This window comes from Pseudomonas sp. TR47 (assembly GCF_044143025.1).
GTDB classification, from domain to species: domain Bacteria; phylum Pseudomonadota; class Gammaproteobacteria; order Pseudomonadales; family Pseudomonadaceae; genus Aquipseudomonas; species Aquipseudomonas putida_E.
In genome coordinates this window covers 276,363-299,004 of sequence record NZ_JBHFCS010000004.1, presented here as the reverse complement: position 1 = coordinate 299,004, position 22,642 = coordinate 276,363, and the positions used below count along the sequence as shown (strand labels likewise).

The window sequence follows — 22,642 nt, the reverse complement described above, 5'->3', positions numbered from 1 at the left end:
GCCGCAAAGCGGCCCCTTCACATCATCAGTCAGCCAGACGCCAGGTGGTCGCGCCCTTGCTGTCCTCCAGCACCACGCCCATGGCGGTCAGCTGGTCGCGGATACGGTCGGATTCTGCCCAGTTCTTGTCGGCACGCGCCTGCAGGCGCGCCTGGATCAGCGCTTCCACTTCAGCCGCATCGACCTTGCCCTCAGCCCCCGCACGCAGGAAGTCATCGGCCTCCAGCTGCAGTACACCCAGCACATCACCCAGCTCACGCAGGCGACCGGCCAGGCCGGCAGCCGCATCCGGGTCGCTGTCGCGCAGGCGGTTGATTTCGCGCACCAGGTCGAACAGCACGGCGCAGGCTTCGGGGGTGCCGAAGTCGTCGTTCATCGCCACGCTGAAGCGCTCGACGAATGCCTCACCACCCTTGGCCGCCACACGTGGCAAGCCACGCAGCGCGTGATAGAAGCGCTCCAGGGCGCCCTTGGCATCACGCAGGCTGTCTTCGGAGTAGTTGATGGCACTGCGGTAGTGGCTGGCCACCAGCAGGTAGCGCACCACCTCCGGGTGATACACATCGAGCACGTCACGGATGGTGAAGAAGTTGTTCAACGACTTGGACATCTTCTCGCCATTGATGCGGATCATGCCGCAATGCATCCAGGCGTTGGCGTACTGCTTGCCGGTCGCCGCTTCGCTCTGGGCGATTTCGTTCTCGTGGTGCGGGAACTCCAGGTCGCTGCCGCCACCGTGGATGTCGAAGCTCTCGCCCAGGCAGCAGGTGGACATCACCGAGCACTCGATGTGCCAGCCCGGACGGCCAGGGCCCCAGGGCGAATCCCAGTACGGTTCACCCGGCTTGACGCCCTTCCACAGTACAAAGTCGAGCGGGTCCTGCTTGGCCTCGTCGACCTCGATGCGGGCACCGATGCGCAGGTCCTCGATCTTCTTGCGCGACAGCTTGCCATAGCCGACGAACTTGCCGACCCGGTAGTACACGTCGCCATTGCCCGGCGCGTAGGCGTAGCCCTTGTCGATCAGGGTCTGGATCATCGCGTGCATGCCGGCGATATGGTCGGTGGCACGCGGTTCCTGGTCCGGCTTGAGGATGTTCAGGCGCCGTTCGTCCTCATGCATCGCATCGATCATGCGGGCCGTCAGCGCGTCGAACGTTTCGCCGTTCTCGTTGGCCCGGTTGATGATCTTGTCGTCGATGTCGGTGATGTTGCGCACGTAGGTCAGCTCATAGCCGCTCTTGCGCAGCCAGCGGGTGACCAGGTCGAAGGCCACCATGCTGCGGCCATGGCCAAGGTGGCAGTAGTCGTACACGGTCATGCCGCACACGTACATGCGCACCTTGTTGCCATCGAGCGGCTTGAAGGCTTCCTTGGTTTTGCTCAGCGTGTTGTAAATGGTAAGCACGGTGGTTCCTTAGCTGCCCCAGGAGTCACGCAGGGTGACGGTGCGGTTGAACACCGGGCGGCCCGGCTGGCTGTCCTTGAGGTCGGCGCAGAAGTAGCCTTCGCGCTCGAACTGGAAGCGGTCTTCAGGCTGCGCCTGGCCCAGCGACGGCTCGGCACGGCAGCCGGTCAGCACTTGCAGCGAGTCCGGGTTGATGTTGTCGAGGAAGCTGGCGCCCTCCTCGGCCTTTTCCGGGTTCGGCGAGCGGAACAGGCGGTCGTACAGGCGCACTTCGCATTCGACACTGGCGTCTGCCGGCACCCAGTGGATCACGCCCTTGACCTTGCGGCCCTCGGGGTTCTTGCCCAGTGTGTCCGGGTCGTAGGAGCAGCGCAGCTCGACGATGTTGCCCTCGGCGTCCTTGACCGCTTCGTCGGCGCGGATCACGTAGCTGCCGCGCAGGCGCACTTCACCGGCCGGTTCCAGGCGCTTGTAGCCCTTTGGCGGCTCTTCCATGAAATCGTCGCGGTCGATGTACAGCTCGCGGGCGAAGGGCAGCACGCGCACGCCCATGTCTTCTTTGGGATGGCGCGGCAGTTCGAGCTGCTCGACCTGGCCTTCAGGGTAGTTGGTGATGACCACCTTCAGCGGGCGCAGCACGCACATGGCGCGCGGCGCGGTGCGGTCGAGGTCGTCACGGATGCTGAATTCGAGCATCGACATGTCGACCACACCGTCGGAGCGGTTGGTACCGACCATCTCGCAGAAGTTGCGGATCGAGGCCGGGGTGTAGCCGCGACGGCGGAAGCCTGAGAGGGTCGACATGCGCGGGTCGTCCCAGGCGCTGACGTGCTTCTCGTCGACCAGCTGCTTGAGCTTGCGCTTGGAGGTGATGGTGTAGTTCAGGTTCAGACGGCTGAACTCGTACTGACGCGGATGCGCCGGTACCGGCAGGTTGTCCAGGAACCAGTCGTAAAGCGGCCGATGGCCTTCGAACTCCAGGGTGCAGATCGAGTGGGTGATGCCTTCGATGGCATCGGACTGACCATGGGTGAAGTCGTAGTTGGGGTAGATGCACCACTTGTCACCGGTCTGGTGGTGGTGGGCATGACGGATGCGGTACAGGATCGGGTCGCGCAGGTTCATGTTCGGCGAGGCCATGTCGATCTTGGCGCGCAGCACGCGCTCGCCATCCTTGAACTCCCCGGCCTTCATGCGCGCGAACAGGTCGAGGTTCTCTTCGACGCTGCGCTCACGGAACGGGCTGTTCTTGCCTGGCTCGGTCAGGCTGCCACGGTAGGCCTTGGCCTGATCAGGGGTCAGGTCACAGACATAGGCCTTGCCACGCTTGATCAGTTCAACGGCCCAGTCGTGCAACTGGTCGAAGTAGTTCGAGGCATAACGCACGTCGCCGGCCCAGTCGAAGCCCAGCCATTTGACGTCGCGCTGAATGGCATCGATGTACTCCTGGTCTTCCTTGGCCGGGTTGGTGTCGTCGAAGCGCAGGTGACAGACGCCGCCGAACTCCTTGGCCAGGCCGAAGTTGACGCAGATCGACTTGGCATGGCCGATGTGCAGGTAGCCATTGGGCTCCGGCGGAAAACGAGTGACGATGCTGCTGTGCTTGCCCGAGTCCAGGTCGGCCTGGATGATCGGCCGCAGGAAGTTCGCAGGGACGGCGGGGGCGCCTTTGGCAGCGGCGTTGGGCGCGTTGTCGGCAGTGGGCTTGCTCATAGGATCCTTGAATGCACGTGTCCGGCCTGGGTAGGCCGATTGAATCAAAGGGCCTATCATAGCCGAAGCAGTCAAGCTGCTGACAGCCGGGCTCGGACAAACTGCCGTGATTTATCGCAGCTTTTTGTCGCGGCCTGGCAAAATGGCCAGTGCGCGCCATGTGTCGCGGTCGCCCGATCCTGCGTCAGGTGACTACAGGCGCACTGCGCACCCTAATTCCCGAATGCCTTGAAAGAGCGAATTCCAGCATGTCCAAAGTCAAACTGACCACCAACCACGGCGTTATCGTCCTGCAACTGGACGCCGAGAAAGCGCCGCTCACCACGGAAAACTTCGTTCAGTACGTCAAGGACGGTCACTACGATGGCACCGTGTTCCACCGTGTGATCAAGGGTTTCATGATCCAGGGCGGCGGCTTCGAGCCGGGCATGAGCCAGAAGAAAACCCGCGCCAGCATCCAGAACGAAGCTGACAACGGCCTGAAGAACACCAAGTACAGCATTGCCATGGCACGCACCATGGAGCCGCACTCCGCCTCGGCCCAGTTCTTCATCAACGCCTCCGACAACGACTTCCTCAACCACAGCGGCAAGAACACCCAGGGCTGGGGCTACGCGGTATTCGGCGAAGTGACCGAAGGCCGTGAAATCGTCGACGCCATCGAAAAGGTCGCCACCGGTTCCAAGGCTGGCCACCAGGACGTACCAAAAGACGACGTGATCATCGAGAAAGCCGAGATCGTTGAGTGATACTGCTGATCTCTGATCTGCACCTGCAAGAAGAGCGCCCGGACATTACCCGGGCGTTTCTTGATCTGCTCGACGGCCGCGCACGCCATGCCAAGGCGTTGTACATCCTCGGCGACTTCTTCGAAGCCTGGATCGGCGACGATGCCATGACGCCGTTCCAGCAGTCGATCTGCCAGGCCGTGCGCCAGCTGAGCGACAGCGGCACTGCCGTGTACCTGATGCACGGCAACCGTGACTTCCTGATTGGCGAGGCTTTCTGCAAGGCCGCCGGCTGCACCCTGCTGGCCGACCCCTGCGTGATCAGCCTGGGCGGCGAGCAGGTTTTGCTGATGCATGGCGATACCCTGTGCACCCGCGACATCGGTTACATGAAAATGCGCCGTTATCTGCGCAACCCGTTGAGCCTGTGGATTCTGCGGCACTTGCCGCTTGCCACCCGGCAAAAGCTGGCGCGCAAGCTGCGTAACGAAAGCCGTGCACAGACGCGCATGAAGGCCACCGAAATTGTCGATGTCACACCAGAAGAAGTGCCAGCGGTGATGGCGGCACATGGCGTGAAAACGCTGGTGCATGGCCACACTCACCGGCCGGCGATCCACAAGCTGGTGGTGAACGGGGAGCCTGCGCGGCGCATCGTGCTGGGCGATTGGGACCGTCGCGGCTGGACCCTGCAGGTGGATGCGCAGGGCTTTCAGCTGGAGCCGTTCGAGTTTTCCTGAAACTGGTAGCTTCGCCGTACCGGCCTCATCGCCGGCAAGCCGGCGCCTACAGGTACGCCACTATCCTTGATACCTGTGGGCCGGTTTGCCGGCGATGAGGCCGGTACAGGTTTGTAACTTAAGGCTGGCTCGCCACTGCCCCCTTGTCCCGCTCACTGACCACATACTGCCGATACTCGGGGTCAGCCTTGATTTGCGCCTCGGTGAACGGGATGGGCGCCAACTGCTTGGCCGAGAACGCTTTGGTCTGGTCGCTCGCATGCGCCGATGCGGCTTCGCTGGACTGCGAGAAGGCCAACAACCCGCGCGCCTGGGGCCCCTTATCGGTGAAGCTGACCAGTTGCAAGTAACTGGTGCCACTGACCACCAGCCGCTTGCCCGGCCCATGCGGGACGCTGTAGATCGCGTTATACACCCCCAAGCCCTGCGGGCCGCCCGGCACCGGTGTGCCATCGGCCGCCTGCTGGATCTGCCCCCAACGGCTGTCTTCAGCAACGCCGGCTTTGGCTACCTGCTGCAGTGAGGCCAGCGCCGCTTCGCGCAGCAACTTGCGCACCGCCGCCTGCTCCACTGCCAACCCACGCGGCGTGTGTTGTGGGTCTGCCGGGTCGAAGGCCACACGCCAGCTTTGCGGATACCTGGCCAAGGCGTCGACGATGTTCTGGAAGTGCACCAGGCCAATGCCACTGTTCAGGTCAGCCTTGCCATCCCAGCTCGCCAGGCTCGCACATAGCGCCTGCAAATCGGCCTCAGCGCCTTTGCACCATTGCAACAAGTCTGGAAGCACCAGGCTGGCCAGGTAGACCTCATCATCCATCACCATCCGCTGCAGGTCCTCCACACCCAGCTTGGCCTTGCCTTGCAGGCGCTCCAGCGCGAAGCGCCCGCGCATGCCCAAGGGCTGGTCGCTGCGGCTGATCAGCGGCGAGTACCCCGTCAACGGCTGGGCGGGGTTGGTCATCCATGCCGGATCGTTGGAGCTTTGCACGAAATCGTTGCGCGCAAGGCTGGGCAACAGATGCGCCGGGAAGATGCCAGGCTGCGCTGCCTGTGCATCGACCTTCCACTGGCAGGCGCTGCGCGAACCGTCGAGCACCACCAGCGGCCCTTGCGCCGCCGGGTTGCTGCACTGGCTCAGCAACTGCTGGTCCACATAAGGCACCACCGACTGGTTAAGGTACAACGCCTGGCCACCGGCATCGACGGCCAAGGTATTGACCCAGGGGATGCCCTGCAACTGCTCGACCGAGCCCTTCAGTGCCGCCAGGCTATCGGCACGGTTGATGCGATACCACTGCTGCAGCACGCGGGTATTTTCCAGATTGGCGTCGCGCAGGCTGTAGGCCGCTTTGCTGTCCCAGTCCAGGCGCCCTGGCCACTGCACCACCGGCCCGAAGCTCGAACTGTAGACCTGGCGCTGCACCTGGCTCAGCGTGCCATCCTCAGCCTTGACCGTGACGCTCACAGCCTGGCGCGTCAGCGGCAGGGACTTGCCATCGAGCAGGTAGCGGGTCGGATCCTTGGGGTCCAGTTGCAGTCGATAGAGGGTGAAGTGTTTGGACGTATCGACCGTGTGGGTCCAGGCCAGGTGACGGTTGAAACCGATGTTCACTACCGGCAAGCCAGGCAGTGCGGCGCCCATGACGTCCAGTCGGCCAGGGATGGTCAGTTGCATCTGGTAGAAGCGCATCCCGCCCATCCAGGGGAAATGCGGGTTGGCCAGCAATAGCCCGCGGCCGTTGGCCGAACGCTCCGCACCCACTGCAACGGCGTTGCTGCCGCGCTCCGAAGCGAAGCGCTGCTGCTGGGCAAGTGCCTCGCCAAACGTGGGCGCTGCCTGCTGGCTCGCCAACTGCGGCGGCCGGGCAGCCGCCAGCGCTTCGGCGAACTGGCCCAACCCACCCTCAGCCAGCAGACGGCGGGTCAGCTTGACCAGGTCCAGGCTGGTGATCGGCCGCAACCACTGACCATCCCCGCACTCTGCCGGCAGCCCTTGGCTACGACGCTCGGCCAAGGCGCGGTTGAAGCCACTGGCATAGCCCTCCAGCAAATCACGCACCTGAGCAGGTTGGGCCTGCAGGAAGCTGTTGACCGCAGTCGGCGTATTGAACCAGGTGAAGAACAGGTCGCTGGTCAGGTTATCGCGCTGCTCGAGGGTTTTGCCCTGCGCGCCAAAAAAGCGCGAACGTTCACCGTTGACCGTCAGCACTTCATTGGCCAGCAGGCACAGATTGTCTTGGCCATAGGCATAACCGATGCCGTAACCCAGGCCGCGCTCATCCTTGGCCACGATATGCGGCACGCCGAAACTTGTACGGCGAATTTGCGCAGTGGCATCAGACTTGGGTTCCAACGCCTGCGCGGCCATGCTGGAGACAACCAGCGCGGCCGCAAGGCCAGCGCAGGTCATGGGACGTGAAATTGAGAGCACGGGCACTCCTCGGCTTCTGGGATCATTCCCAATCAGACGAACGCCCACATGAAAATTTTACGCACAAGGAGAAACAGATTCGTCTTCATGAGACCGGCAGAGAATCTTTTTTTTTGCGCAAAGGCTGCAGATTCTCCGTTCTCATTCGTCCTAGTAAGTGAGGCACCCATATTTCGGGAAAGTCCACGAAAAGGAGCATTCACATGTACAACCCGCAATCCTCACTTCAGACCGGGCGAACCCCGGCCAAAGCGGCCAATGGACAGGACGCCTGCGGGGAAGAGCGTATCGGCAACGAACAGATCCGCGAGTTGCTGCGCACCTATGGGCTTCGTACCAGCCTGATTCGTCTCAAAGTGATCGATGCCCTGCACAGCGCCGGCCGTTCCGGCCGCAGCATTGGCGTGCGCGGTGTGCACGCGCATCTGGAACAACTGGATATTCCACTGTCGTTTCTCAGTGTGCGGGAGGTGCTCAAGCGGCTGTGCGCAGAGGGCGTGATCAACCTGGGCAACGACAAGTGCTACAGCCTCAACCCGCAAGCGCGCGCCGTGCTCGAGCAACCCTCTGCACGCTGAGCGCATGGCCGGCCATACCTGGCCGGCCGGTACGGGTCAGGGCTTGACCTTGCGCCGCAGGATCCCGTTGATCACGACCACCACTGCCGCAATGGCGATGGCCAGCAGCTGGAAAGTCTGTTCACTGATGGTGCCCTGCTTCTGCAGGTGTGACAGGCCCAGCATGAGGCCCAGCACCACCAGGATGATAAGAATCGAATATTTGAGGCGCTGCACGTGTGTCATCGATAGTTCCTTGCAACATCGGGGGCAAATGGCTCGCAACGAGCCGGGGCAATGATACAACGCCCGTGGCTTTCGGCGCTGCATTTCCTGCTTAGCGTGGCACCTCAAGCCTGAAAGCATTGGCCTTCCTACCGCCCATGCTGGAGGCTCCATGCTCAAGCCCGCCCTGCTCATTCTGTTGTTACTGCCCTCTCTCCCCACCCACGCCCTGGATATCCGCCAGATACCACCTGAGCAATTGCTCAAAATGGGCCGCGAACTGGCGGACTACGCCGGCAGCAACCAATGGCAACAGTTATGGCATCGAACAAGGGCAGCCGGGCACCTGCTCGCAAGGCCCGGCCACGCCCATTTCACAATCGAGCAGCCGCAGTTGCCAAGGCTCGCCTACGAAACCTTGGCCAACGCCGGACAAGTCGAAGCAGTGGGCAAGACCCTTGCGCTCTATCGCCGATCCTTCCCCGGTAAAGTGCTGGGCCGGCACGATAAGCAATCTCTCAGTGCCCTCTGCCTCGTGGTCGACTGGCGCAGTCTGCCTCAAACAATGGCCGATTGGCCGCACGCCTACCTGCGCAACGTGAGCTTGATGCATGTTTACCCCTGCGGTTGAGGGTACTGGCACCCAGTTGCCTCACGGAAAAGTGCCCCCCTGAGTATCAACGGCTGTAGGGCAACGCCAGAGCGATGTCCTACAACGCGCGAAATCGTTGCCTTCAAATCCTGCTCCCCGAGGCTACAACAGCTGGACCACTTGGCGCCTAGCGACAGTATTCGTCACTCACTGACAATCCGCTCATGCCAACGACAGAACGCCGATGGTAATCGCCGACCCGCCATTGCGGCATATCAAAGCATCGCGCCCCATCTACCTCGAGGGAGCCACACATGGAATTGCAAGATCTCACAGCCATAGATATCAGCCAGCTACCGCACTCGCTGCAGTCCCTGATCGAATGTATCGGCATAGAAAACGCCTACCAACTGACCTGCGCCTTCGGCGGCAGGCCCAAATACATCCCCAAGCATCGCGAGCGAACCAAGCTCGCTGACGTACTCCCCGGCGAAGCCCTTGACGCCTTGATCAAGCGTTTTGCCGGTGTGGCACTGGAAATTCCCAAGCCGGACCACTTCCTGCGGCAGTTGCGCAACCTGCAAATCCAGAAAGAAAGCGCTGAAGGGCTGTCACGCAGCCTGCTGGCCGACAAGTACGGCCTGAGCCTGCGCCAGATCGGCAATATCCGTCGCCAGGAGCCTTGCACGCGCTGACGACGCCCACCCGGCCGTACTGACGGCCGTATTTGCATCATCCAACAGAGAAAGAGAATCCAGCAATGTCCCTAGACAACAGCCTTATCGGATCGGTCATCAACGCCTTGCCCATGGACCGGATGATCGCCGGGCCGCTACAAGCCATGGTTCAGGCTCAGGTCACTGCGAGCAAATCCTATGCGGACTTCCTCATGCAGGTCTGCGTACAGGATGGCAAAGCGGTTGCCATCCAGTTCGACTACGACGAGACCATCGTCAACGAACAGGGCGAATACAAAGGCGTCGTCAGCAAGTCCATGAAGGTCCCGCTGCTGGCGGCCATTACCCACCCGAACATTGTCATTGAAGAAGGCAAGGTCGAGTTCGAACTGACCATCAGCCAGGCGGCCGAGGATTTCAGTGAGTCCAGCAAAAGTGGTGACATGGCCGCCTCGCTGGGCTGGGGCCCTTTCAAGCTGGACATGAAGGGCAGTATCAGCCACAAGTCCACGCAGACCCGCAAGTCCGATACCCGTGCCCGCTATGCATTCAACACCACCTTGCGCCGCCAGGATCCACCAGAGGCGGTGATGAGGGTCATCGATTTCCTCACCGATGCTGCCACCAAACCGACGGTGGTACCCAACTCGACCCTGATAAGCACGGATGCGATCTCCGATGCTGACGTGCTGAAGGACGATACAGCGAGCACCGCCTCTGCAGGTGCCACCACTTCCTGATCCTTCGCCCTGTCTCAAAATGTCCGCCTCGCTGAACACAGCGGGGCTCCCCGTGTACCAAGGAGACAAGTGAGTGGACAACCACCCTGCCCCCATGACCGCGATTGACCTGCGGGATATCACCCGTGGCCTGCAGGAAGCCGCTGCGGCAACCAATAGCCTGATTGCCCAGCAGTACATCAATCTGTTCGATCATTTTTTCGACATCGATCCGCAGGCGCTCGGGGCTCCCATGAAAGCCAAGATGGTCGAGGTCGCCATGGACGACAAGCATGTGATACGCGTGCCGTTGTTCGCCCTGGTATCACCCAAGGGGCTGGCTCTGGAGCGCATGCAGGTCGACCTCTCTGTGCGGGTCAATGGCACGGAGGCGCTGCGTGCGATGCAGGCGAATGATCAGGCCGGCGGCGCTGCGGCCTTCAAGGTCACGATCGGCGCCCAGGGCCGCCAGGGGGAAACGCGAGACCCGGACGAGGTACAGATCCGCATGCAGTTTCAAGCCAGCGAGCCACCCGAGGCGCTCAACCGGCTGATCGAGGAATATACCAAGCTGATCAACCCCACCCGCAAGCCGCCCACTGCGCCTGCCCCTGAAACCAATGAGTTCATCGAGGCCGCCACCGTGCGGTGATGGCGCCCCTTCAGAAGTCGCGCTTGTAGAAAATATCCAGCGAACTGGCCAGGCCACTCGCCGCCTCAAGGTAGACCTTCTTGCTCAGCTTATAGCGCAACGCAATGGTATTGGCCGGCTCGAACACCCCTACCCCATATCGCAAGCTCAGTTTCTCGGTCAGGTTACCGCTAGCCACCACACTGGTGGAGTTGCCCGAGCCCTCAGTGTCCAACTGGAAATCGTCAATACCCAGGCTTGACGCGAGGCTGCCGGTGATTCCTGCGCTGCCAGCCAGGCCCAGGCCCAGGGCCGCCTCGGCAAGCATGTTGTTGTCCTCGCCCGAAGTGCCCAGCGGCCGGCCCAGCACCAGGTAGGACAGCGCCTGTTCCTGGCTCATCGCCGGCTCCGAAAACACCTTGGTAGTAGGCTGCTCGGCGCTGCCGCTCAGGCGAATACCGGCGATCACGTCATCAACTTGCCGAATGGCTTCGATGTCCAGGTAGGGCTGGTCGATGGGCCCGGCGAACAGCAAGCGCGCACGGCGAATGGTCAGGCGCTGACCGTAGGCGCGATAGCGTCCGTCAGCCAGGCTCAACTCACCACGGGTGTCCATGTTGTCGCCGATGTGTACATGGCCGAGCAAGTTGGCGGTAAGCCCAAAACCGCTGAACGACAGTTTGTCTTGCCCAACCTCTACATCAATGTCCATGGCCATCGCCATGGGCGTTTTGCCTTCTTCGGTCTGGTGGCCGACGATGACGGTGTCGTCCGATACTTTCACGGTCGATGGCGGCAGTTCGCGCACCGTGATCTTGCCTTTGGGCACCAGCACCTTGCCGGTCACCGCCAGTTTGTCGTCGATCAGGCGCAAGTTCAGGTCCGGCGCAACCTCAAGTGTTGCGTAGGGTTCGACGGTAACCGGCAACTGCTGGCCCTGCAGGCGCAGGTTCATGCCCAGGGCCTGGCCCCAGGTCAGGTCTCCGCTCAGCCGGCCACGGCCCGCCTCGCCACTGCGCCAACCACCGTTGAGCTGAACCTGCTCGCCAGCGATCAAGGCCTGCAGCGACAGGTCCTGCAAACTGACGGGCAGCTCAGCACCACTGACCTCGCCACCACTGAGCATCAGGTTGCCGTTGACCTTTGGCGCCAGCAAGGTGCCGGACAATCGGCCACTGCCATTCAATTGGCCTGCCAGGCGCTCGACCATCGGTACGAAAGGCCGGGCAACCGACAGGTCCAGACCGGCGAGGCGGAAGTCACCCGACAGCGGCTTGTCTTTCCCCAGCGGGTCGAGACGAGCGTTCAAGCTCAACTCGCCGAGGCGCTCGCCACGGAAATTCAGCCGTGTATCGATGCGGCGAGGCGCCAGGGTGCTGTCCAGGCGCAGCGCCTGGTAAGGGAAATCGATCCAGCGCCCATTGTCCCGCACCCTCAGGGTGCCGCCACTGGCATCGATACGCACGACACCCTTGGGGCCGCTGGCCGGAATGTCCAGATTGACGTCAGCGTTGAGCAGCCCCTGCCAGGCGAAATCCTTCGGCAGCCATTGGGCCAGGCTGTCCAGCGGGAACTGTTTGAGGTGATAACGCAGGCGTGGCTCTGGTGCCAGGCGTTGATCCTCGCCACACAGGCTGGCCTGACCGGAGCGCCAGCAGTGGGCACCGAAGTCCAGTTGGCCGCTGGCCAGGCGCTGCAGGCGGGCCGGCGCCTGCAACTGCCAGTCCTGGCCACCGGCCTGGACTCTGCCGCTGGCCAGCCGGCCACGCCAGTCCCCCTTGTTCAACTGGCCGTCGAGCCCCAGGTCAAGCTTCAACTGCGGGCCATCGAGGCCCAGGGTCAAGGCTTGCTGGCGGATATCGCCCTTGCCGTTGGCCTGCAAGGTGCCCAACGCCGTATCGCCCAGGCGGATACCATTGGCCTTGAGGTTGATCACGCCACGCTGGGCGTTGTCCAGGCGCGCATTGAGGTCAAGCCGCTGGATACGGTTCTGCTCCTGCGCCAACTGCTGGCCTTGCAGGGTGAGGGTACCCTGGGGAGCGCTCAGCGTGCCGCTGACATCCAGCCGCCCTTTGGCCTGGCCTCGCAGCCCGGGCCACAGTTGCCCTAGCCGGGGCAGGTCGAGGTCGACACGCCCGGCCAGGCGCTGCTGCAGGCTGCCACTGCCGTTGATGCGGTTGTCACCCAACTGCACAGCCAGCGCACCGAGGGTCCAGTTCTGCCCGGCGCCTTCGGCCTGTACCTTGAGCAGCGCCGGCTGGCCGCGCAGGCGGCCCTTCAGGTCAAGCTGGGCATCGAGGGTGAGCTGCTCACCCTTCATTTCACCTTTGCTGCGCAACGGACCGGCCAGGGTACCGGGCAGTTCGGCGAGCCAGTAGGCGGGGTCGAGTGCCGACAACTGCAGGTCGACATCCCAGGCCAGGGTATCGGCAAAGCGCACCGCGACACTGCCGGCGGCCTTGCCTTGCCCGGCGGTCAGGGCCAATTGCGGCAGGCGCACCTGGCCAAGGTCACCCTCGAAAGGGCTGGCCAACGTAAAGGCTCCGGCCGGGCCGTCGAGGTCGCCATTGAAGGTACCCTGGTAACTGCCATCGCGGTATTGCACCTGCGCGTTGAAGCGCTTGAGCGTGACATCTGGCGGCGCGTCCAACGGGTACAGACGTAGCCACGGGAAATCCTGCCAGTCGAGCTGGGCATCGGCCACCAGGCCTTGCTGCCAGTCGGCGCTGGCCTGCAGCTTCACGTGCTGAGCGTCGCTGGCAGAAAGGTCCAACGCCTGAACGTTCGCCCCTTTGGCATCTACCTTGCCCTTGAGCAGCAGGGCGATCGGTGCCTGTTCTGCCGGCAGGCTGGCGCTACCGGACAACTGATAACCTTTGAGCAAATCGCCCTCGGCGTCGAGCTTGAGCTGATTGAGCTGCAGCGTGTCCGGCAGCGTTTGCGCGGGTTTGAAGGCATCGGAGCGCAGCTGCAACCTGGCCGGCAAGTGCTCGGCCAGTGCCTGCAACTCACCGGTCAGACGCGCGTTGAGATAACCGCTGCTGGTCGCATCCAGTACAAGGATTTTCTGCAACTCGCCTTTGGCGGTCAGCGCCAGTTGCCAGGCCTGCCCTTGCACCGCAGGCAGGTGCACCTGCCCCTGCAGTTGCACCGGCCAGTCACCCTCGGGTTGCAGATCGCCCTGCACATTCAATTGCAGGTCATCGCGCTGCAGTTGCAGGCTGTCGATCTGCAGCCCTGTGGCAGTCCAGTGCGCCGCCAGGTGAAGATCGCCGAGCAGGTCGCTGCCATCGAGGCGCACCTGGCCAACCTTGACGTCACCCAGCTCGATGGCCACCGGCAGCCGCAAAACCGGTAACTGCAGCGGCCCGCTGTCGGCAGGTTGTTCGCTCGGCGCGAACACCATGTCGATACGCTGGGCATGCAGTTGATCGATGCACAGCGTTGCCCGCAATAAACAGCCAGGTGTCCAGTTCAGCAGCGGAGCCAGCACTTCGACGCGGTTGCCGCCGTCAGCCCAGGTCAATTGGCTCGCCTGCCACCTGCCCGCAAGGCGCCCTTGAAAGTTATCGACCTGCAGGCCTGGCACGCGCCCAAGTACCCAACGGCTGCCGCCTTCGGTACCAAGTAACGATGCCAGCGCCAGAACAACCAGTAACACACTGCCAAGCAGGCCCAGCAGAATGAATTTGAACACACGCATCACAGCTCAGGCCCCATGGAGAAGTGCAGGCGGATACCACCGTCGTCATCAAGGGCCTTGGCCAGGTCAAGGCGCAATGGCCCGACCGGCGAAACCCAGCGCACGCCGATACCGACCCCGGTCTTGAGGCTCGGCAGCTCCAGCGTGTTGAACGAATTGCCCTGGTCGACGAATGTCGCCACACGCCACTTCTCGGTCAGCGAATACTGGTATTCGACGCTGCCTGCCACCAGGTAGCGGCCACCGATACGGTCGCCGTCGCTATTCTTTGGCGACAGCGTCTGATAGTCGTAGCCGCGCACGCTCTGGTCACCACCGGCGAAGAAACGCAGCGATGGCGGGATGTTGTTCTTGTAACCGTTGGTGGCGCTGCCACCGAACTGCACCCTGCCGAGCAAGCGGTGGTTGTGCCCGAGCGTGGTCAGGCCCTTGAGCAGCACGTTGCCATGCAACAGGTTGGTGTCGGACACCAGCCCTTCCTTGGCCACCTGGGTATCGAACTGCAGGCGGTAGCCATTGTGCGGGTCGATGCGGTTGTCGCTGCGCAGGTAGGAGAAGCTTACGCCTGGCATAAGCAGGTTGCTCAGGCCCGAATCGTCGCCAAGGCGATACTCTTCACGCTGGTACTTGAGCGAGATCACCCGTTGCCAGCCACTGGGCAGCTTGCTGTGCCATTCCGGCCCCACGGTCAGCAGCTTGCTGAGTGTGTCTGTACCGGCGATCTCTTCATTCTGATAGCCGCCGGCGAAACGCAACTTGTCGGTCAGGGGCGGGTCAAGGGGCACGTCGTACCACAGCCCCACGTTTTGCCGGGGGGCTGAAAGTTCTGTTTCCCAGCCGTAGCTGTGACCTTGGGGGTTGACCCAGTGGCGTGTCCAATTGGCTTTGCCGCGCGGCCCGACATCCGTCGAGTAACCCAGGCCCAGGCCCATTGTCCGCGGTTTGCGGGTATCGAGGCGCACGTCCACGGGGATTTGCTCAGCCACTGCGGCAGTGGGCGCAGCATCGACCCGCACACCCTCGAAATAGCCGCTGGACTGCAGGTCGTTGTTCAGCTCAGCGATCAGTTCGGAGTCGTATGGCGTGCCCGGTTCGAACGAGACCATGCGCTGCAGCAGTTCTTCGTCCAGCGGCGTGTCGCCACTGAACCTGACCGCACCCAAGCGATAGCGTGGGCCGCTCTGATACACCAGTTCGATATCGGCCACCCCGGCCTGCGGGTCGACGGCAAGGCGCTGGCGGCTGAAATGCCCACTGAAGAAGCCGTAGCGCGACGCCTGGTTCTGGATCAACCGTTTGGCGTCCTCGTATAGCCCATGGTTGAGTTGCTCACCGGCGCGCAGGGCTTTGCTGTCGGGTACGCGAAACGCTTTCATCTCGCTGGCAGGCCCTTCGATGCGCACGGTTACGTTGCGCAAGCGCACAGGCTCACCCGGGTCGATATGAAGGATCAGCTTCGCCGGTTGGTCGGCCTTGGCAGGCGGCCTGACCTCGCTATCGATCTGCGCCTGATAGTAGCCAAGCGCTTGCGCCGCTTTTCGCGCCTGCTCCTGCGCCCCGCGGCTGAAGCGCAAAAGCGCCTCTTCATCGCGGTCACCCAGGGTACCTATATAGCCTTCGACATTGGCTTTGAGCGCTTTGTTGGCAGGGTTTACCTGCACAAGCAATTCGCTCTGCCCCCATGCTGTGAAACTGGCGGCCCAGAAAACCAGGCCCCAAGTCAGTCTTCCTGAATACGTCATGCGGCGCATGCTACCAGAGCCAGGCGCTCAAGGGAGCCGCTTGGCGGGCTTTCATGCTGTCGGGGAAATTGAAGATACCGGACAGGGATGAAAAAACACTCTTTCTCGGATTGGCCCTACAGCCACCTCGCCAATCTCCTCATACCCCTGGCGCTCATAGAACGGGAGGTAATGCTCGTTGCCCGAATCCAGCACCACGCCTTGTGTGTTGGGGTCTTCTGCGCACCAGTCGTGCACGGCCTGTAACAATTGTTCGCCATAGTGCTGACCGCGAAACGCTGGGTGCACACCCAGGAGCGGCAACATGTGGACCTGTTCTGTCGGCAGGCAACCGACCAGCGCCGCCTGATAATCCATGTAGCGTCGGGTGCAGCGTTGCCCGGTGCCCAGCAGCATGCGCAGGCGCCAGGCCCAGCTGTCGGCCACGCCCAACCGGCGCTGCGGCGGTACGATCAGCGCCAACGCTATCAAACGGTCATCCAGCAACAGGCCAATGGCCGGCAACTGCAGGTAGAAATGCTGTCGTACCCACTCGCGCACCATCACGCGCAAGCGTCGTTCATAGCCAGGGCGCTGGGCCTCGAAGATGTAGGCAAAGGTGGGCTCTTTAAGGTAGGCGTTGTACAGCAGTGAGCGTGCCTCACGGCTGTAGCCATCATCGAGTGTGCAGATGCGAGCCTGGGCGGCAGTGGCTTCGGGCATTGCGGGCAGTCCTCCTGGAATGGGCATACAGTGCCTTGGAGGAGCCCCACGGCGCATCGTTCCCCCCTTGAGTGCACGTTAGCAGCGCCTTCGCGAAGCCGCCACGCTGGTGATCAGGGACGATGTCGGCTAGCATCCGGCCTTTTACCGGGATTGTCTTTCCATGAAGATCGTCTGTTTCAACATCAATGGCCTGCGGGCCCGCCCGCACCAGCTGGCGGCGCTGATCGAAAAGCACCAGCCGGACGTGATCGGCCTGCAGGAAACCAAGGTCAGCGACGATCAGTTCCCCTTGGCCGACGTTCAGGCCCTGGGCTACCACGTGCACTACCATGGCCAGAAAGGCCACTACGGCGTCGCCCTGCTCTCGCGCCAGCCCCCGCTGAGCCTGTTCAAAGGCTTTGCCACAGACGAGGAAGACGCCCAGCGCCGTTTCATCTGGGGCACGTTCGCTGATGCCAATGGCACGCCGATCACCATCATGAATGGTTACTTCCCGCAGGGCGAAAGCCGCGACCACCCCACCAAGTTTCCGGCCAAGCAGCGTTTCTACAGCGACCTGCAGGCGTTGCTGGAGGGGCAGTTCAAGCAGGACCAACCGGTGCTGGTAATGGGCGACATGAACATCTCACCCCAGGACTGCGATATCGGTATCGGTCCGGACAACGCCAAACGCTGGCTGAGGACAGGCAAATGCAGCTTCCTCCCCGAGGAACGCGAGTGGATGAAGCGCCTCAAGGGCTGGGGGCTGGTGGACAGCTTCCGCCACCTGCATCCAGAAGTAACGGACCGCTTCAGTTGGTTCGACTACCGCAGCCGCGGCTTCGAGGACGAACCCAAGCGTGGCCTGCGCATCGACCTGATCATGGCTTCGCAGCACCTGGTGCCGCGGATCAAGGCCGCGGGTGTGGACTATGAGCTGCGCGCGATGGAAAAACCCTCGGACCACGCGCCGATCTGGCTTGAATTGAGCTGACAGGCTCCGGCGCCTTCGCGAGTGAGGCAGCCCAACGCTTGTCGTGTGAACCGGCTCGCAGCGATGCAGGCACTGCGGTGCATGGCACCGGCTTTGCCGGTGATCGCCGGCAAGCCGGCCCCCACAGCGGACGCGTCGCGACGGGGGGCTAACCGACACTAAAGGCCCAACCGCAAGGCCTCCCCCACACCCGCCCCGCGCACATCATCCGCCGCACTGACCAAGGCAAAGTTATAGGCCCCATGCGACCAGTACCTCGCCTCCAGCTGGCCATCGACACGCTGCCCTTGCGGCATGCGCTCGAAACGCTCCCCAGGTGAGCGCAGGAACAGGCTGATGCGCTGCCCTTGGCGGTCCTGGAACACCAGCAACGCCGCTGGCCCTTGCTCATTGCTCAACAACCGTGCGCCCACAGGCTGGAACCCGTAGCCGGTGAGGTCAGGCAGCTGCCCCACCCTGCTGAAATGCCTGCCCAGCCAGTCGCGCAACTGCGTCGGGTCACTGGCCTGGATATCCAGCGCCTCGCTGCCGGCGAACAAGCGGTGCGCCTGAACGGCGTCAGCCATGGGCAACTCGTTCCCTGCCAGCGTGACCTGCCGGGCCTGCCAACCACCCACCCCGCCTATGCCCAGTGCCAGCAGCAAAACCGCAGCCGAAGCCAGGCGGCGTTGGCGCCGTTGACGCACACGCCGCTGCAACTGGCCCCGATCCAACTGCGCCGCCCTAGGTTGATCGCCAAACCCGGCCAAGGCCGTGCGCAAGCGTCGAGCATCGTTGCGCCAGGCCTCGATACGTGCAGCTTGCTCAGGGTTGGCCGTCAGCCAGGCCTGCACCTCGGCACGCCGCGTCGGCTCGAGTCGATCGTCAACATAGGCATGCAGTTCGTCTTCGCTGGGTATCAGGCGCGTCATTTCAGTCTCCGCAAGGCCGGGGGCTGGGGGTTGCCCTCAGTCAGTTCACGCAAGGCGGCACGGGCACGTGACAGGCGCGACATCACTGTGCCGATGGGGATGCCCAGTGCCTGGGCCGCCTCCTTGTAGCTCAGCCCTTCGACACTCACCAACAGCAACAAGGCACGCTGTTCGGTCGATAGCCGGGCAAAGGCCTGCAGGTCGGCCTGGGCCAGAACGATGCTCTCGATGTTACCGCCGAGCGCTTCGCTTTCCTGCTCCGCGCGGCCGAACCACGATAGCCAGCGGTTATGCAGGCGCTCACGGCGTTTACCGTCGAGAAACAGCCGGTAAAGAATGGTGAACAACCAGGCACGCAGCGCATCGGCATCACGTTGCTGGCTGCTGCGGCTGAGGGCACGTTCTACAGTGCCCTGCACCAGGTCGTCGGCGCTGCCCGGTTCGCGGCTCAGCCACAAGGCAAAGCGGCGCAGGCGCTGCAGCAACTCGCGCCACTGCTGTTCGTCCAGGTCGTGCATGGCAAGGTACCGGCTCGGGGGTTGTCAGTGTAGGGGGCAGACGCGCCGCCACAAAATTTATTCCCATCGATGGAATAAATATTTCCCTGCCCCGTCGTACCGGCATCTTCACTGAACCGGATGAACACCATGAACTCACCCTTGCACGGCCCGGACAAGGCCCTGCGCCTGGCCGGCATTGGCGCCGTGATGCTGGCTTTGGGCGCGGGCTTTGCCTACGCCGCAGGCTGGATCGGCGGGCCGCAGCTGACTCCGCAACGCATTATCGACACCTTCGAAGCCCAGGCCGGCCACTACCCGGGTTATCGCAAGAACCACGCGAAAGGCCTGTGCGTCAGCGGCTACTTCCAGCCCAGCGGCCAGGCCGCCACGCTGTCGACAGCACGCGCGTTCACCCAGGATCGGGTACCGGTAATCGGCCGCTTCGCCATCGGTGGCGCCAACCCGTTCGCCCCCGATACGGGCATACCGGTGCGCAGCCTGGCAATTGAGCTGAGCACCGACGACGGCCAAGTCTGGCGCACCGGGATGAACAACCCCCCTGTGCTGGCGATCAGCACACCACAAGGGTTTTACGACCAGGTGCTGGCCAACGCGCCAGACCCTGCCACCGGCAAGCCGGACCCGGCAAAGCAGCAGGCCTTCTTTGCCGCCCACCCGGAAAGCGCTGCCTTCCGCCAATGGGCCGCAAACTACAAACCCAGCGACAGTTTCGCCAACACCCAGTACCACAGCATCAATGCCTTCCGCCTGATCGACGCCAGTGGCACTGCGCACCCGGTGCGTTGGCAACTCGAGCCACAAACGCCTTTCGCTGCCCTTCCCGGCAAGGTCGACGACAAGCAGTTCCTGCAGCATGACCTGCAGCAACGCCTGACCCAGGGGCCGTTGCGCTGGACCTTGCGGCTTGTACTGGCCAACCCCGGCGATGCACAGGACGACCCGGCCCAGCCCTGGCCCGCCGAACGGCGCAGCGTAGATGCCGGCACCCTGGTCATCGAACAGGTGGATGCACCGGAGCAAGGCGCTTGCCGTGACCTGAATTTCGACCCGTTGATCCTGCCCAGCGGCATCCAGCCTTCCAATGACCCGATTCTCGCTGCCCGTTCGGCGGCCTACTCGGAGTCCTTCAACCGCCGCAGCCGCGAATCCCTCGGCGCAGGAGCCCGCCCATGAAACCCGAAGCCTTCCACCCCCTTGCCCGCTTGGTGCATTGGCTGATGGCGATACTGATCATCGCCATGCTGTTCATTGGCGTGAGCATGGTTGGCGACCTGTCGCTGCGCCACCCGGTGCTGGTAGAGTTGCACAAGGCCACGGGCCTGGCGCTGCTGCTTCTGGTGATCGTGCGTATCGGCCTGCGCCTGAGCCTTCCTCACCCCCCTCTGCCACAAGACCTGCCCGCGCTGCAGCGGCTCGCCGCAGGCGCATCGCACCTGTTGCTCTACGCGTTGATGCTGGCAATGCCGCTATTGGGCTGGGCCATGCTGTCGGCAGGCGGGTATCCGCGCCCGCTGCAACTGCCCGCGATCGCCCCGCACGACCTGCAACTGTACGCAATGTTGCGCCAGGCGCATGGCTGGGCCGGCTACCTGTTGTTCGCTACGGTACTGGTGCACCTGGGCGCGGCGCTGATGCATGCACTGGTGCGCCGGGACGGGGTATTGCGTAGCATGTGGCCAGGGCCGCTGCGCCGCAGTGACTGACGGCATGCGGTGCATGGGCTGGCCCGCAACGCTGAATGTCTCATCGATCTGCACGCCGTCTGTTCAACTGCCCTGGACTGCCCAATGAATGTCGCAAAGGACCCTGCCCCCTTGACCACCGCCAGTACACTGGACACGCGCCCGTTGCTGCTGGCCAACATGGCCTGCACCATGGCGATGATGGCATTCGTCGCCTTGATCGGGCCCATCGCCCGACTGCTCGGCATGGCCACCTGGCAAGCTGGCGCTGCGGTGACTGTGTCAGGTGTGGTCTGGGTGCTGCTGGCCCGCCCCTGGGGCCGCGCAGCCGACCGCCTGGGCCGCCGACGCATCCTGTTGCTGGGCAGTGCCGGCTTCACGGTGGCGTATTGGCTGCTGTGCCTGTTCGTCGAAGGCGCATTGCGCTGGCTGCCCGGGGCTACCTTGGCGTTCGTCGGCCTGATGCTCGCGCGCGGCTGCATCGGTGCCTTCTACGCGGCCATCCCGGTGGGCTGCAATGCGCTGATCGCCGATCATGTCGGGCCACAACAGCGCGCCCGTGCCATGGCATCGCTGGGTGCAGCGAATGCCGTGGGCCTGGTACTCGGGCCGGCGCTGGCGGCATTGCTGGCACGGCACAGCTTGAGCCTGCCCTTCCATGTGATGTCGCTGCTGCCTGCCAGCGCGTTTCTGGTCCTGCTGTTCAAACTCAAGCCACAACCCCTGGCCCATCGCCATGCGCCCAGCCCGGTGCACTTGAGCGACCCGCGCCTGCGCCGGCCGCTGCTGGTGGCATTCAGCGCGATGCTCAGCGTGACGGTGTCGCAGATCATCGTCGGCTTCTTCGCCCTTGACCGCCTGCAGCTGGGGCCGGCAGAGGCCGCCCAGGCTGCCGGCATCGCCCTGACCACCGTCGGGGTGGCACTGATCCTGTCACAAGTCATCCTGCGCCAGCTGGAATGGCCACCGCTGAAGATGATCCGCGTTGGCGCCAGCGTTTCGGCACTGGGCTTTGCCGCCGGTTCGCTGGCTACCAGCGCGCCGTGGCTGTGGGGGTGCTATTTTGTCGCTGCCGCCGGCATGGGCTTTGTCTTCCCGGCGTTCTCGGCACTCGCCGCCAATGCCATGCACGCTTCAGAACAGGGCGCCACCGCCGGCTCCATCGGCGCAGCTCAAGGTATGGGCGCGGTGATCGGCCCGCTGGCCGGGACACTGGTCTACGCCCTCGACCCACGCCTGCCATTCCTGGTGGTGGCTGTGCTGTTGCTGCTGGTCGGGCTGTGGCCTATGCCGCGCTCACGCGCCTGACAAGCACAGCGCGCGAGCGTGCAGAGTGTGTTTTAATGCGCCCATTATTTTTAACACCTCTGATTACAAGGCGGCTATGGACACGGGGACACGACTCAAACTGGTGCGTGAACGCAACAACCTTTCCCAACGCGAACTGGCCCGCCGCAGCGGGCTCACCAACTCGACCATTTCGCAAATCGAACAGAACCGCGTCAGCCCATCGGTAAGCTCCCTGAAAAAACTGCTCGAAGGCATCCCGATGACCTTGGCAGAGTTCTTCAGCTTCGACGAGCCGGTACGGGAAGAGCGCTTCGTGTTCCGCGCCAGCGAGCAGCCCGACCTGGGCCGCAATGGCCTGCGCATGCTGCTGGTCGGTGCCAGCGTCGAGGCACGGCAGATGCGCATGCTGCGTGAACTGTATGCACCGGGTGCCGATTCGGGTGAGCCGATCGTGCATGCCGAAGGCGAAGAATGCGGACTGGTCACACGGGGCACCGTGGAACTGTGGGTCGATGGCCAGGTCAGCGTTCTGAACTCCGGCGATGGTTACTACATCCCCACCACCCTGCCGCACAGCTTCAAGAACATTGGTCAGGACGAGGCGGAGATCATCAGCGCCAACACGCCGGCCAACTTCTGATTCAAGGCCCAATGGGCCGGGCTGATCGCGGCCAGCACCGCGAACAGCCCGCAG

Annotated in this window: 21 protein-coding genes; 12 read left to right on the top strand and 9 right to left on the bottom strand. The window is 63.2% G+C overall.

All coding sequences use genetic code 11. The features are described from left to right. Window positions 1-25: 25 nt before the first annotated feature. Together cysS and ACEWE8_RS06965 are read right to left on the bottom strand one after the other, a co-directional pair. Window positions 26-1,408 carry a cysteine--tRNA ligase gene (cysS, locus tag ACEWE8_RS06970; RefSeq protein ID WP_367903880.1) on the bottom strand — a complete coding sequence of 461 codons (1,383 nt, stop codon included), beginning with the start codon at window positions 1,406-1,408 and terminating at the stop codon, window positions 26-28. Between the two features lie 9 nt (window positions 1,409-1,417). Next, the gene (locus ACEWE8_RS06965; protein WP_115275025.1) at window positions 1,418-3,121 is read right to left on the bottom strand and encodes a glutamine--tRNA ligase/YqeY domain fusion protein; all 1,704 of its coding nucleotides are present in this window, start codon (window positions 3,119-3,121) and stop codon (window positions 1,418-1,420) included. Between the two features lie 248 nt (window positions 3,122-3,369). Between ACEWE8_RS06965 and ACEWE8_RS06960 the strand changes: the two genes are divergently transcribed. Together ACEWE8_RS06960 and ACEWE8_RS06955 are read left to right on the top strand one after the other, a co-directional pair. After that, on the top strand, window positions 3,370-3,870 hold the full coding sequence (locus ACEWE8_RS06960; RefSeq protein ID WP_039603152.1) for a peptidylprolyl isomerase: 501 nt from the start codon (window positions 3,370-3,372) through the stop codon (window positions 3,868-3,870). Then, the gene (locus ACEWE8_RS06955) at window positions 3,867-4,589 is read left to right on the top strand and encodes a UDP-2,3-diacylglucosamine diphosphatase (RefSeq protein ID WP_046785432.1); all 723 of its coding nucleotides are present in this window, start codon (window positions 3,867-3,869) and stop codon (window positions 4,587-4,589) included. The genes ACEWE8_RS06960 and ACEWE8_RS06955 overlap by 4 nt, the downstream gene beginning before the upstream one ends. Window positions 4,590-4,707: 118 nt before the next feature. Here ACEWE8_RS06955 and ACEWE8_RS06950 read toward each other — a convergent pair whose 3' ends face one another. Beyond that, complete coding sequence (locus ACEWE8_RS06950) at window positions 4,708-6,999, bottom strand: acylase (protein ID WP_046785433.1); 2,292 nt, start codon at window positions 6,997-6,999, stop codon at window positions 4,708-4,710. A gap of 224 nt (window positions 7,000-7,223) precedes the next feature. Here ACEWE8_RS06950 and ACEWE8_RS06945 point away from each other — a divergent pair, with 224 nt between their 5' ends. Then, complete coding sequence (locus ACEWE8_RS06945; protein ID WP_046785434.1) at window positions 7,224-7,598, top strand: fe2+ zn2+ uptake regulation protein; 375 nt, start codon at window positions 7,224-7,226, stop codon at window positions 7,596-7,598. A 36-nt stretch (window positions 7,599-7,634) separates the two neighbouring features. On the opposite strand, the gene ACEWE8_RS06940 is transcribed toward ACEWE8_RS06945, so the two are convergent. Then, complete coding sequence (locus ACEWE8_RS06940; RefSeq protein WP_046785435.1) at window positions 7,635-7,823, bottom strand: hypothetical protein; 189 nt, start codon at window positions 7,821-7,823, stop codon at window positions 7,635-7,637. A gap of 151 nt (window positions 7,824-7,974) precedes the next feature. On the opposite strand from ACEWE8_RS06940, the gene ACEWE8_RS06935 reads away from it, so the two are divergent. The 4 genes from ACEWE8_RS06935 to ACEWE8_RS06920 all read left to right on the top strand — a co-directional run bounded on the left by ACEWE8_RS06935 (window position 7,975) and on the right by ACEWE8_RS06920 (window position 10,442). Then, window positions 7,975-8,433: a hypothetical protein gene (locus tag ACEWE8_RS06935; protein ID WP_046785436.1), complete on the top strand. Its 459-nt coding sequence runs from the start codon at window positions 7,975-7,977 to the stop codon at window positions 8,431-8,433. A gap of 275 nt (window positions 8,434-8,708) precedes the next feature. Further along, the gene (locus tag ACEWE8_RS06930; RefSeq protein WP_039602338.1) at window positions 8,709-9,089 is read left to right on the top strand and encodes a transcriptional regulator; all 381 of its coding nucleotides are present in this window, start codon (window positions 8,709-8,711) and stop codon (window positions 9,087-9,089) included. A 65-nt stretch (window positions 9,090-9,154) separates the two neighbouring features. Then, window positions 9,155-9,811 (top strand): DUF2589 domain-containing protein, encoded by a 657-nt coding sequence (locus ACEWE8_RS06925; RefSeq protein ID WP_046785437.1) that lies wholly within the window; start codon window positions 9,155-9,157, stop codon window positions 9,809-9,811. A 73-nt stretch (window positions 9,812-9,884) separates the two neighbouring features. Beyond that, window positions 9,885-10,442, top strand: a complete 558-nt coding sequence (locus ACEWE8_RS06920) for a DUF2589 domain-containing protein (RefSeq protein WP_144415446.1) — start codon at window positions 9,885-9,887, stop codon at window positions 10,440-10,442. 10 nt (window positions 10,443-10,452) lie between these two features. On the opposite strand, the gene ACEWE8_RS06915 is transcribed toward ACEWE8_RS06920, so the two are convergent. Genes ACEWE8_RS06915 through ACEWE8_RS06905 form a run of 3 tightly spaced genes read right to left on the bottom strand, consistent with a single transcriptional unit; the run spans window position 10,453 to window position 16,568 of the window. Beyond that, complete coding sequence (locus tag ACEWE8_RS06915) at window positions 10,453-14,127, bottom strand: translocation/assembly module TamB domain-containing protein (protein WP_080952085.1); 3,675 nt, start codon at window positions 14,125-14,127, stop codon at window positions 10,453-10,455. Then, window positions 14,124-15,866, bottom strand: a complete 1,743-nt coding sequence (locus tag ACEWE8_RS06910) for an autotransporter assembly complex family protein (protein ID WP_046785655.1) — start codon at window positions 15,864-15,866, stop codon at window positions 14,124-14,126. Before ACEWE8_RS06910 ends, ACEWE8_RS06915 begins: the two co-directional genes overlap by 4 nt. A 51-nt stretch (window positions 15,867-15,917) precedes the next feature. Then, complete coding sequence (locus tag ACEWE8_RS06905; RefSeq protein ID WP_046785440.1) at window positions 15,918-16,568, bottom strand: GNAT family N-acetyltransferase; 651 nt, start codon at window positions 16,566-16,568, stop codon at window positions 15,918-15,920. A 163-nt stretch (window positions 16,569-16,731) separates the two neighbouring features. Here ACEWE8_RS06905 and xthA point away from each other — a divergent pair, with 163 nt between their 5' ends. Next, window positions 16,732-17,544 (top strand): exodeoxyribonuclease III, encoded by an 813-nt coding sequence (gene xthA / locus ACEWE8_RS06900; RefSeq protein ID WP_046785441.1) that lies wholly within the window; start codon window positions 16,732-16,734, stop codon window positions 17,542-17,544. 158 nt (window positions 17,545-17,702) lie between these two features. Here xthA and ACEWE8_RS06895 read toward each other — a convergent pair whose 3' ends face one another. Together ACEWE8_RS06895 and ACEWE8_RS06890 are read right to left on the bottom strand one after the other, a co-directional pair. Continuing rightward, on the bottom strand, window positions 17,703-18,455 hold the full coding sequence (locus tag ACEWE8_RS06895; RefSeq protein ID WP_046785442.1) for an anti-sigma factor: 753 nt from the start codon (window positions 18,453-18,455) through the stop codon (window positions 17,703-17,705). After that, on the bottom strand, window positions 18,452-18,973 hold the full coding sequence (locus ACEWE8_RS06890) for a sigma-70 family RNA polymerase sigma factor (protein WP_046785443.1): 522 nt from the start codon (window positions 18,971-18,973) through the stop codon (window positions 18,452-18,454). The genes ACEWE8_RS06895 and ACEWE8_RS06890 overlap by 4 nt, the downstream gene beginning before the upstream one ends. 129 nt (window positions 18,974-19,102) lie before the next feature. Between ACEWE8_RS06890 and ACEWE8_RS06885 the strand changes: the two genes are divergently transcribed. The 4 genes from ACEWE8_RS06885 to ACEWE8_RS06870 all read left to right on the top strand — a co-directional run bounded on the left by ACEWE8_RS06885 (window position 19,103) and on the right by ACEWE8_RS06870 (window position 22,588). Further along, window positions 19,103-20,149 carry a catalase family peroxidase gene (locus tag ACEWE8_RS06885; protein WP_046785656.1) on the top strand — a complete coding sequence of 349 codons (1,047 nt, stop codon included), beginning with the start codon at window positions 19,103-19,105 and terminating at the stop codon, window positions 20,147-20,149. After that, window positions 20,146-20,679 (top strand): cytochrome b, encoded by a 534-nt coding sequence (locus ACEWE8_RS06880; RefSeq protein WP_046785444.1) that lies wholly within the window; start codon window positions 20,146-20,148, stop codon window positions 20,677-20,679. Before ACEWE8_RS06885 ends, ACEWE8_RS06880 begins: the two co-directional genes overlap by 4 nt. Window positions 20,680-20,763: 84 nt before the next feature. Beyond that, window positions 20,764-21,966 carry an MFS transporter gene (locus tag ACEWE8_RS06875; RefSeq protein ID WP_046785445.1) on the top strand — a complete coding sequence of 401 codons (1,203 nt, stop codon included), beginning with the start codon at window positions 20,764-20,766 and terminating at the stop codon, window positions 21,964-21,966. Window positions 21,967-22,042: 76 nt separating this feature from the next. Continuing rightward, the gene (locus ACEWE8_RS06870) at window positions 22,043-22,588 is read left to right on the top strand and encodes a cupin domain-containing protein (protein ID WP_012314247.1); all 546 of its coding nucleotides are present in this window, start codon (window positions 22,043-22,045) and stop codon (window positions 22,586-22,588) included. The last annotated feature ends 54 nt before the right edge of the window (window positions 22,589-22,642 follow it).

Coding starts and splice junctions, on each gene's coding strand:
- xthA (WP_046785441.1), top strand. CDS start 16,732: ATGAAGATCGTCTGTTTCAACATCAATGGCCTGCGGGCCCGCCCGCAC.
- ACEWE8_RS06890 (WP_046785443.1), bottom strand. CDS start 18,973: ATGCACGACCTGGACGAACAGCAGTGGCGCGAGTTGCTGCAGCGCCTG.
- ACEWE8_RS06875 (WP_046785445.1), top strand. CDS start 20,764: ATGAATGTCGCAAAGGACCCTGCCCCCTTGACCACCGCCAGTACACTG.
- ACEWE8_RS06960 (WP_039603152.1), top strand. CDS start 3,370: ATGTCCAAAGTCAAACTGACCACCAACCACGGCGTTATCGTCCTGCAA.
- ACEWE8_RS06950 (WP_046785433.1), bottom strand. CDS start 6,999: ATGACCTGCGCTGGCCTTGCGGCCGCGCTGGTTGTCTCCAGCATGGCC.
- ACEWE8_RS06965 (WP_115275025.1), bottom strand. CDS start 3,121: ATGAGCAAGCCCACTGCCGACAACGCGCCCAACGCCGCTGCCAAAGGC.
- ACEWE8_RS06945 (WP_046785434.1), top strand. CDS start 7,224: ATGTACAACCCGCAATCCTCACTTCAGACCGGGCGAACCCCGGCCAAA.
- ACEWE8_RS06910 (WP_046785655.1), bottom strand. CDS start 15,866: ATGACGTATTCAGGAAGACTGACTTGGGGCCTGGTTTTCTGGGCCGCC.
- ACEWE8_RS06925 (WP_046785437.1), top strand. CDS start 9,155: ATGTCCCTAGACAACAGCCTTATCGGATCGGTCATCAACGCCTTGCCC.
- ACEWE8_RS06905 (WP_046785440.1), bottom strand. CDS start 16,568: ATGCCCGAAGCCACTGCCGCCCAGGCTCGCATCTGCACACTCGATGAT.
- ACEWE8_RS06940 (WP_046785435.1), bottom strand. CDS start 7,823: ATGACACACGTGCAGCGCCTCAAATATTCGATTCTTATCATCCTGGTG.
- ACEWE8_RS06880 (WP_046785444.1), top strand. CDS start 20,146: ATGAAACCCGAAGCCTTCCACCCCCTTGCCCGCTTGGTGCATTGGCTG.
- ACEWE8_RS06930 (WP_039602338.1), top strand. CDS start 8,709: ATGGAATTGCAAGATCTCACAGCCATAGATATCAGCCAGCTACCGCAC.
- ACEWE8_RS06885 (WP_046785656.1), top strand. CDS start 19,103: ATGAACTCACCCTTGCACGGCCCGGACAAGGCCCTGCGCCTGGCCGGC.
- ACEWE8_RS06870 (WP_012314247.1), top strand. CDS start 22,043: ATGGACACGGGGACACGACTCAAACTGGTGCGTGAACGCAACAACCTT.
- ACEWE8_RS06935 (WP_046785436.1), top strand. CDS start 7,975: ATGCTCAAGCCCGCCCTGCTCATTCTGTTGTTACTGCCCTCTCTCCCC.
- ACEWE8_RS06895 (WP_046785442.1), bottom strand. CDS start 18,455: ATGACGCGCCTGATACCCAGCGAAGACGAACTGCATGCCTATGTTGAC.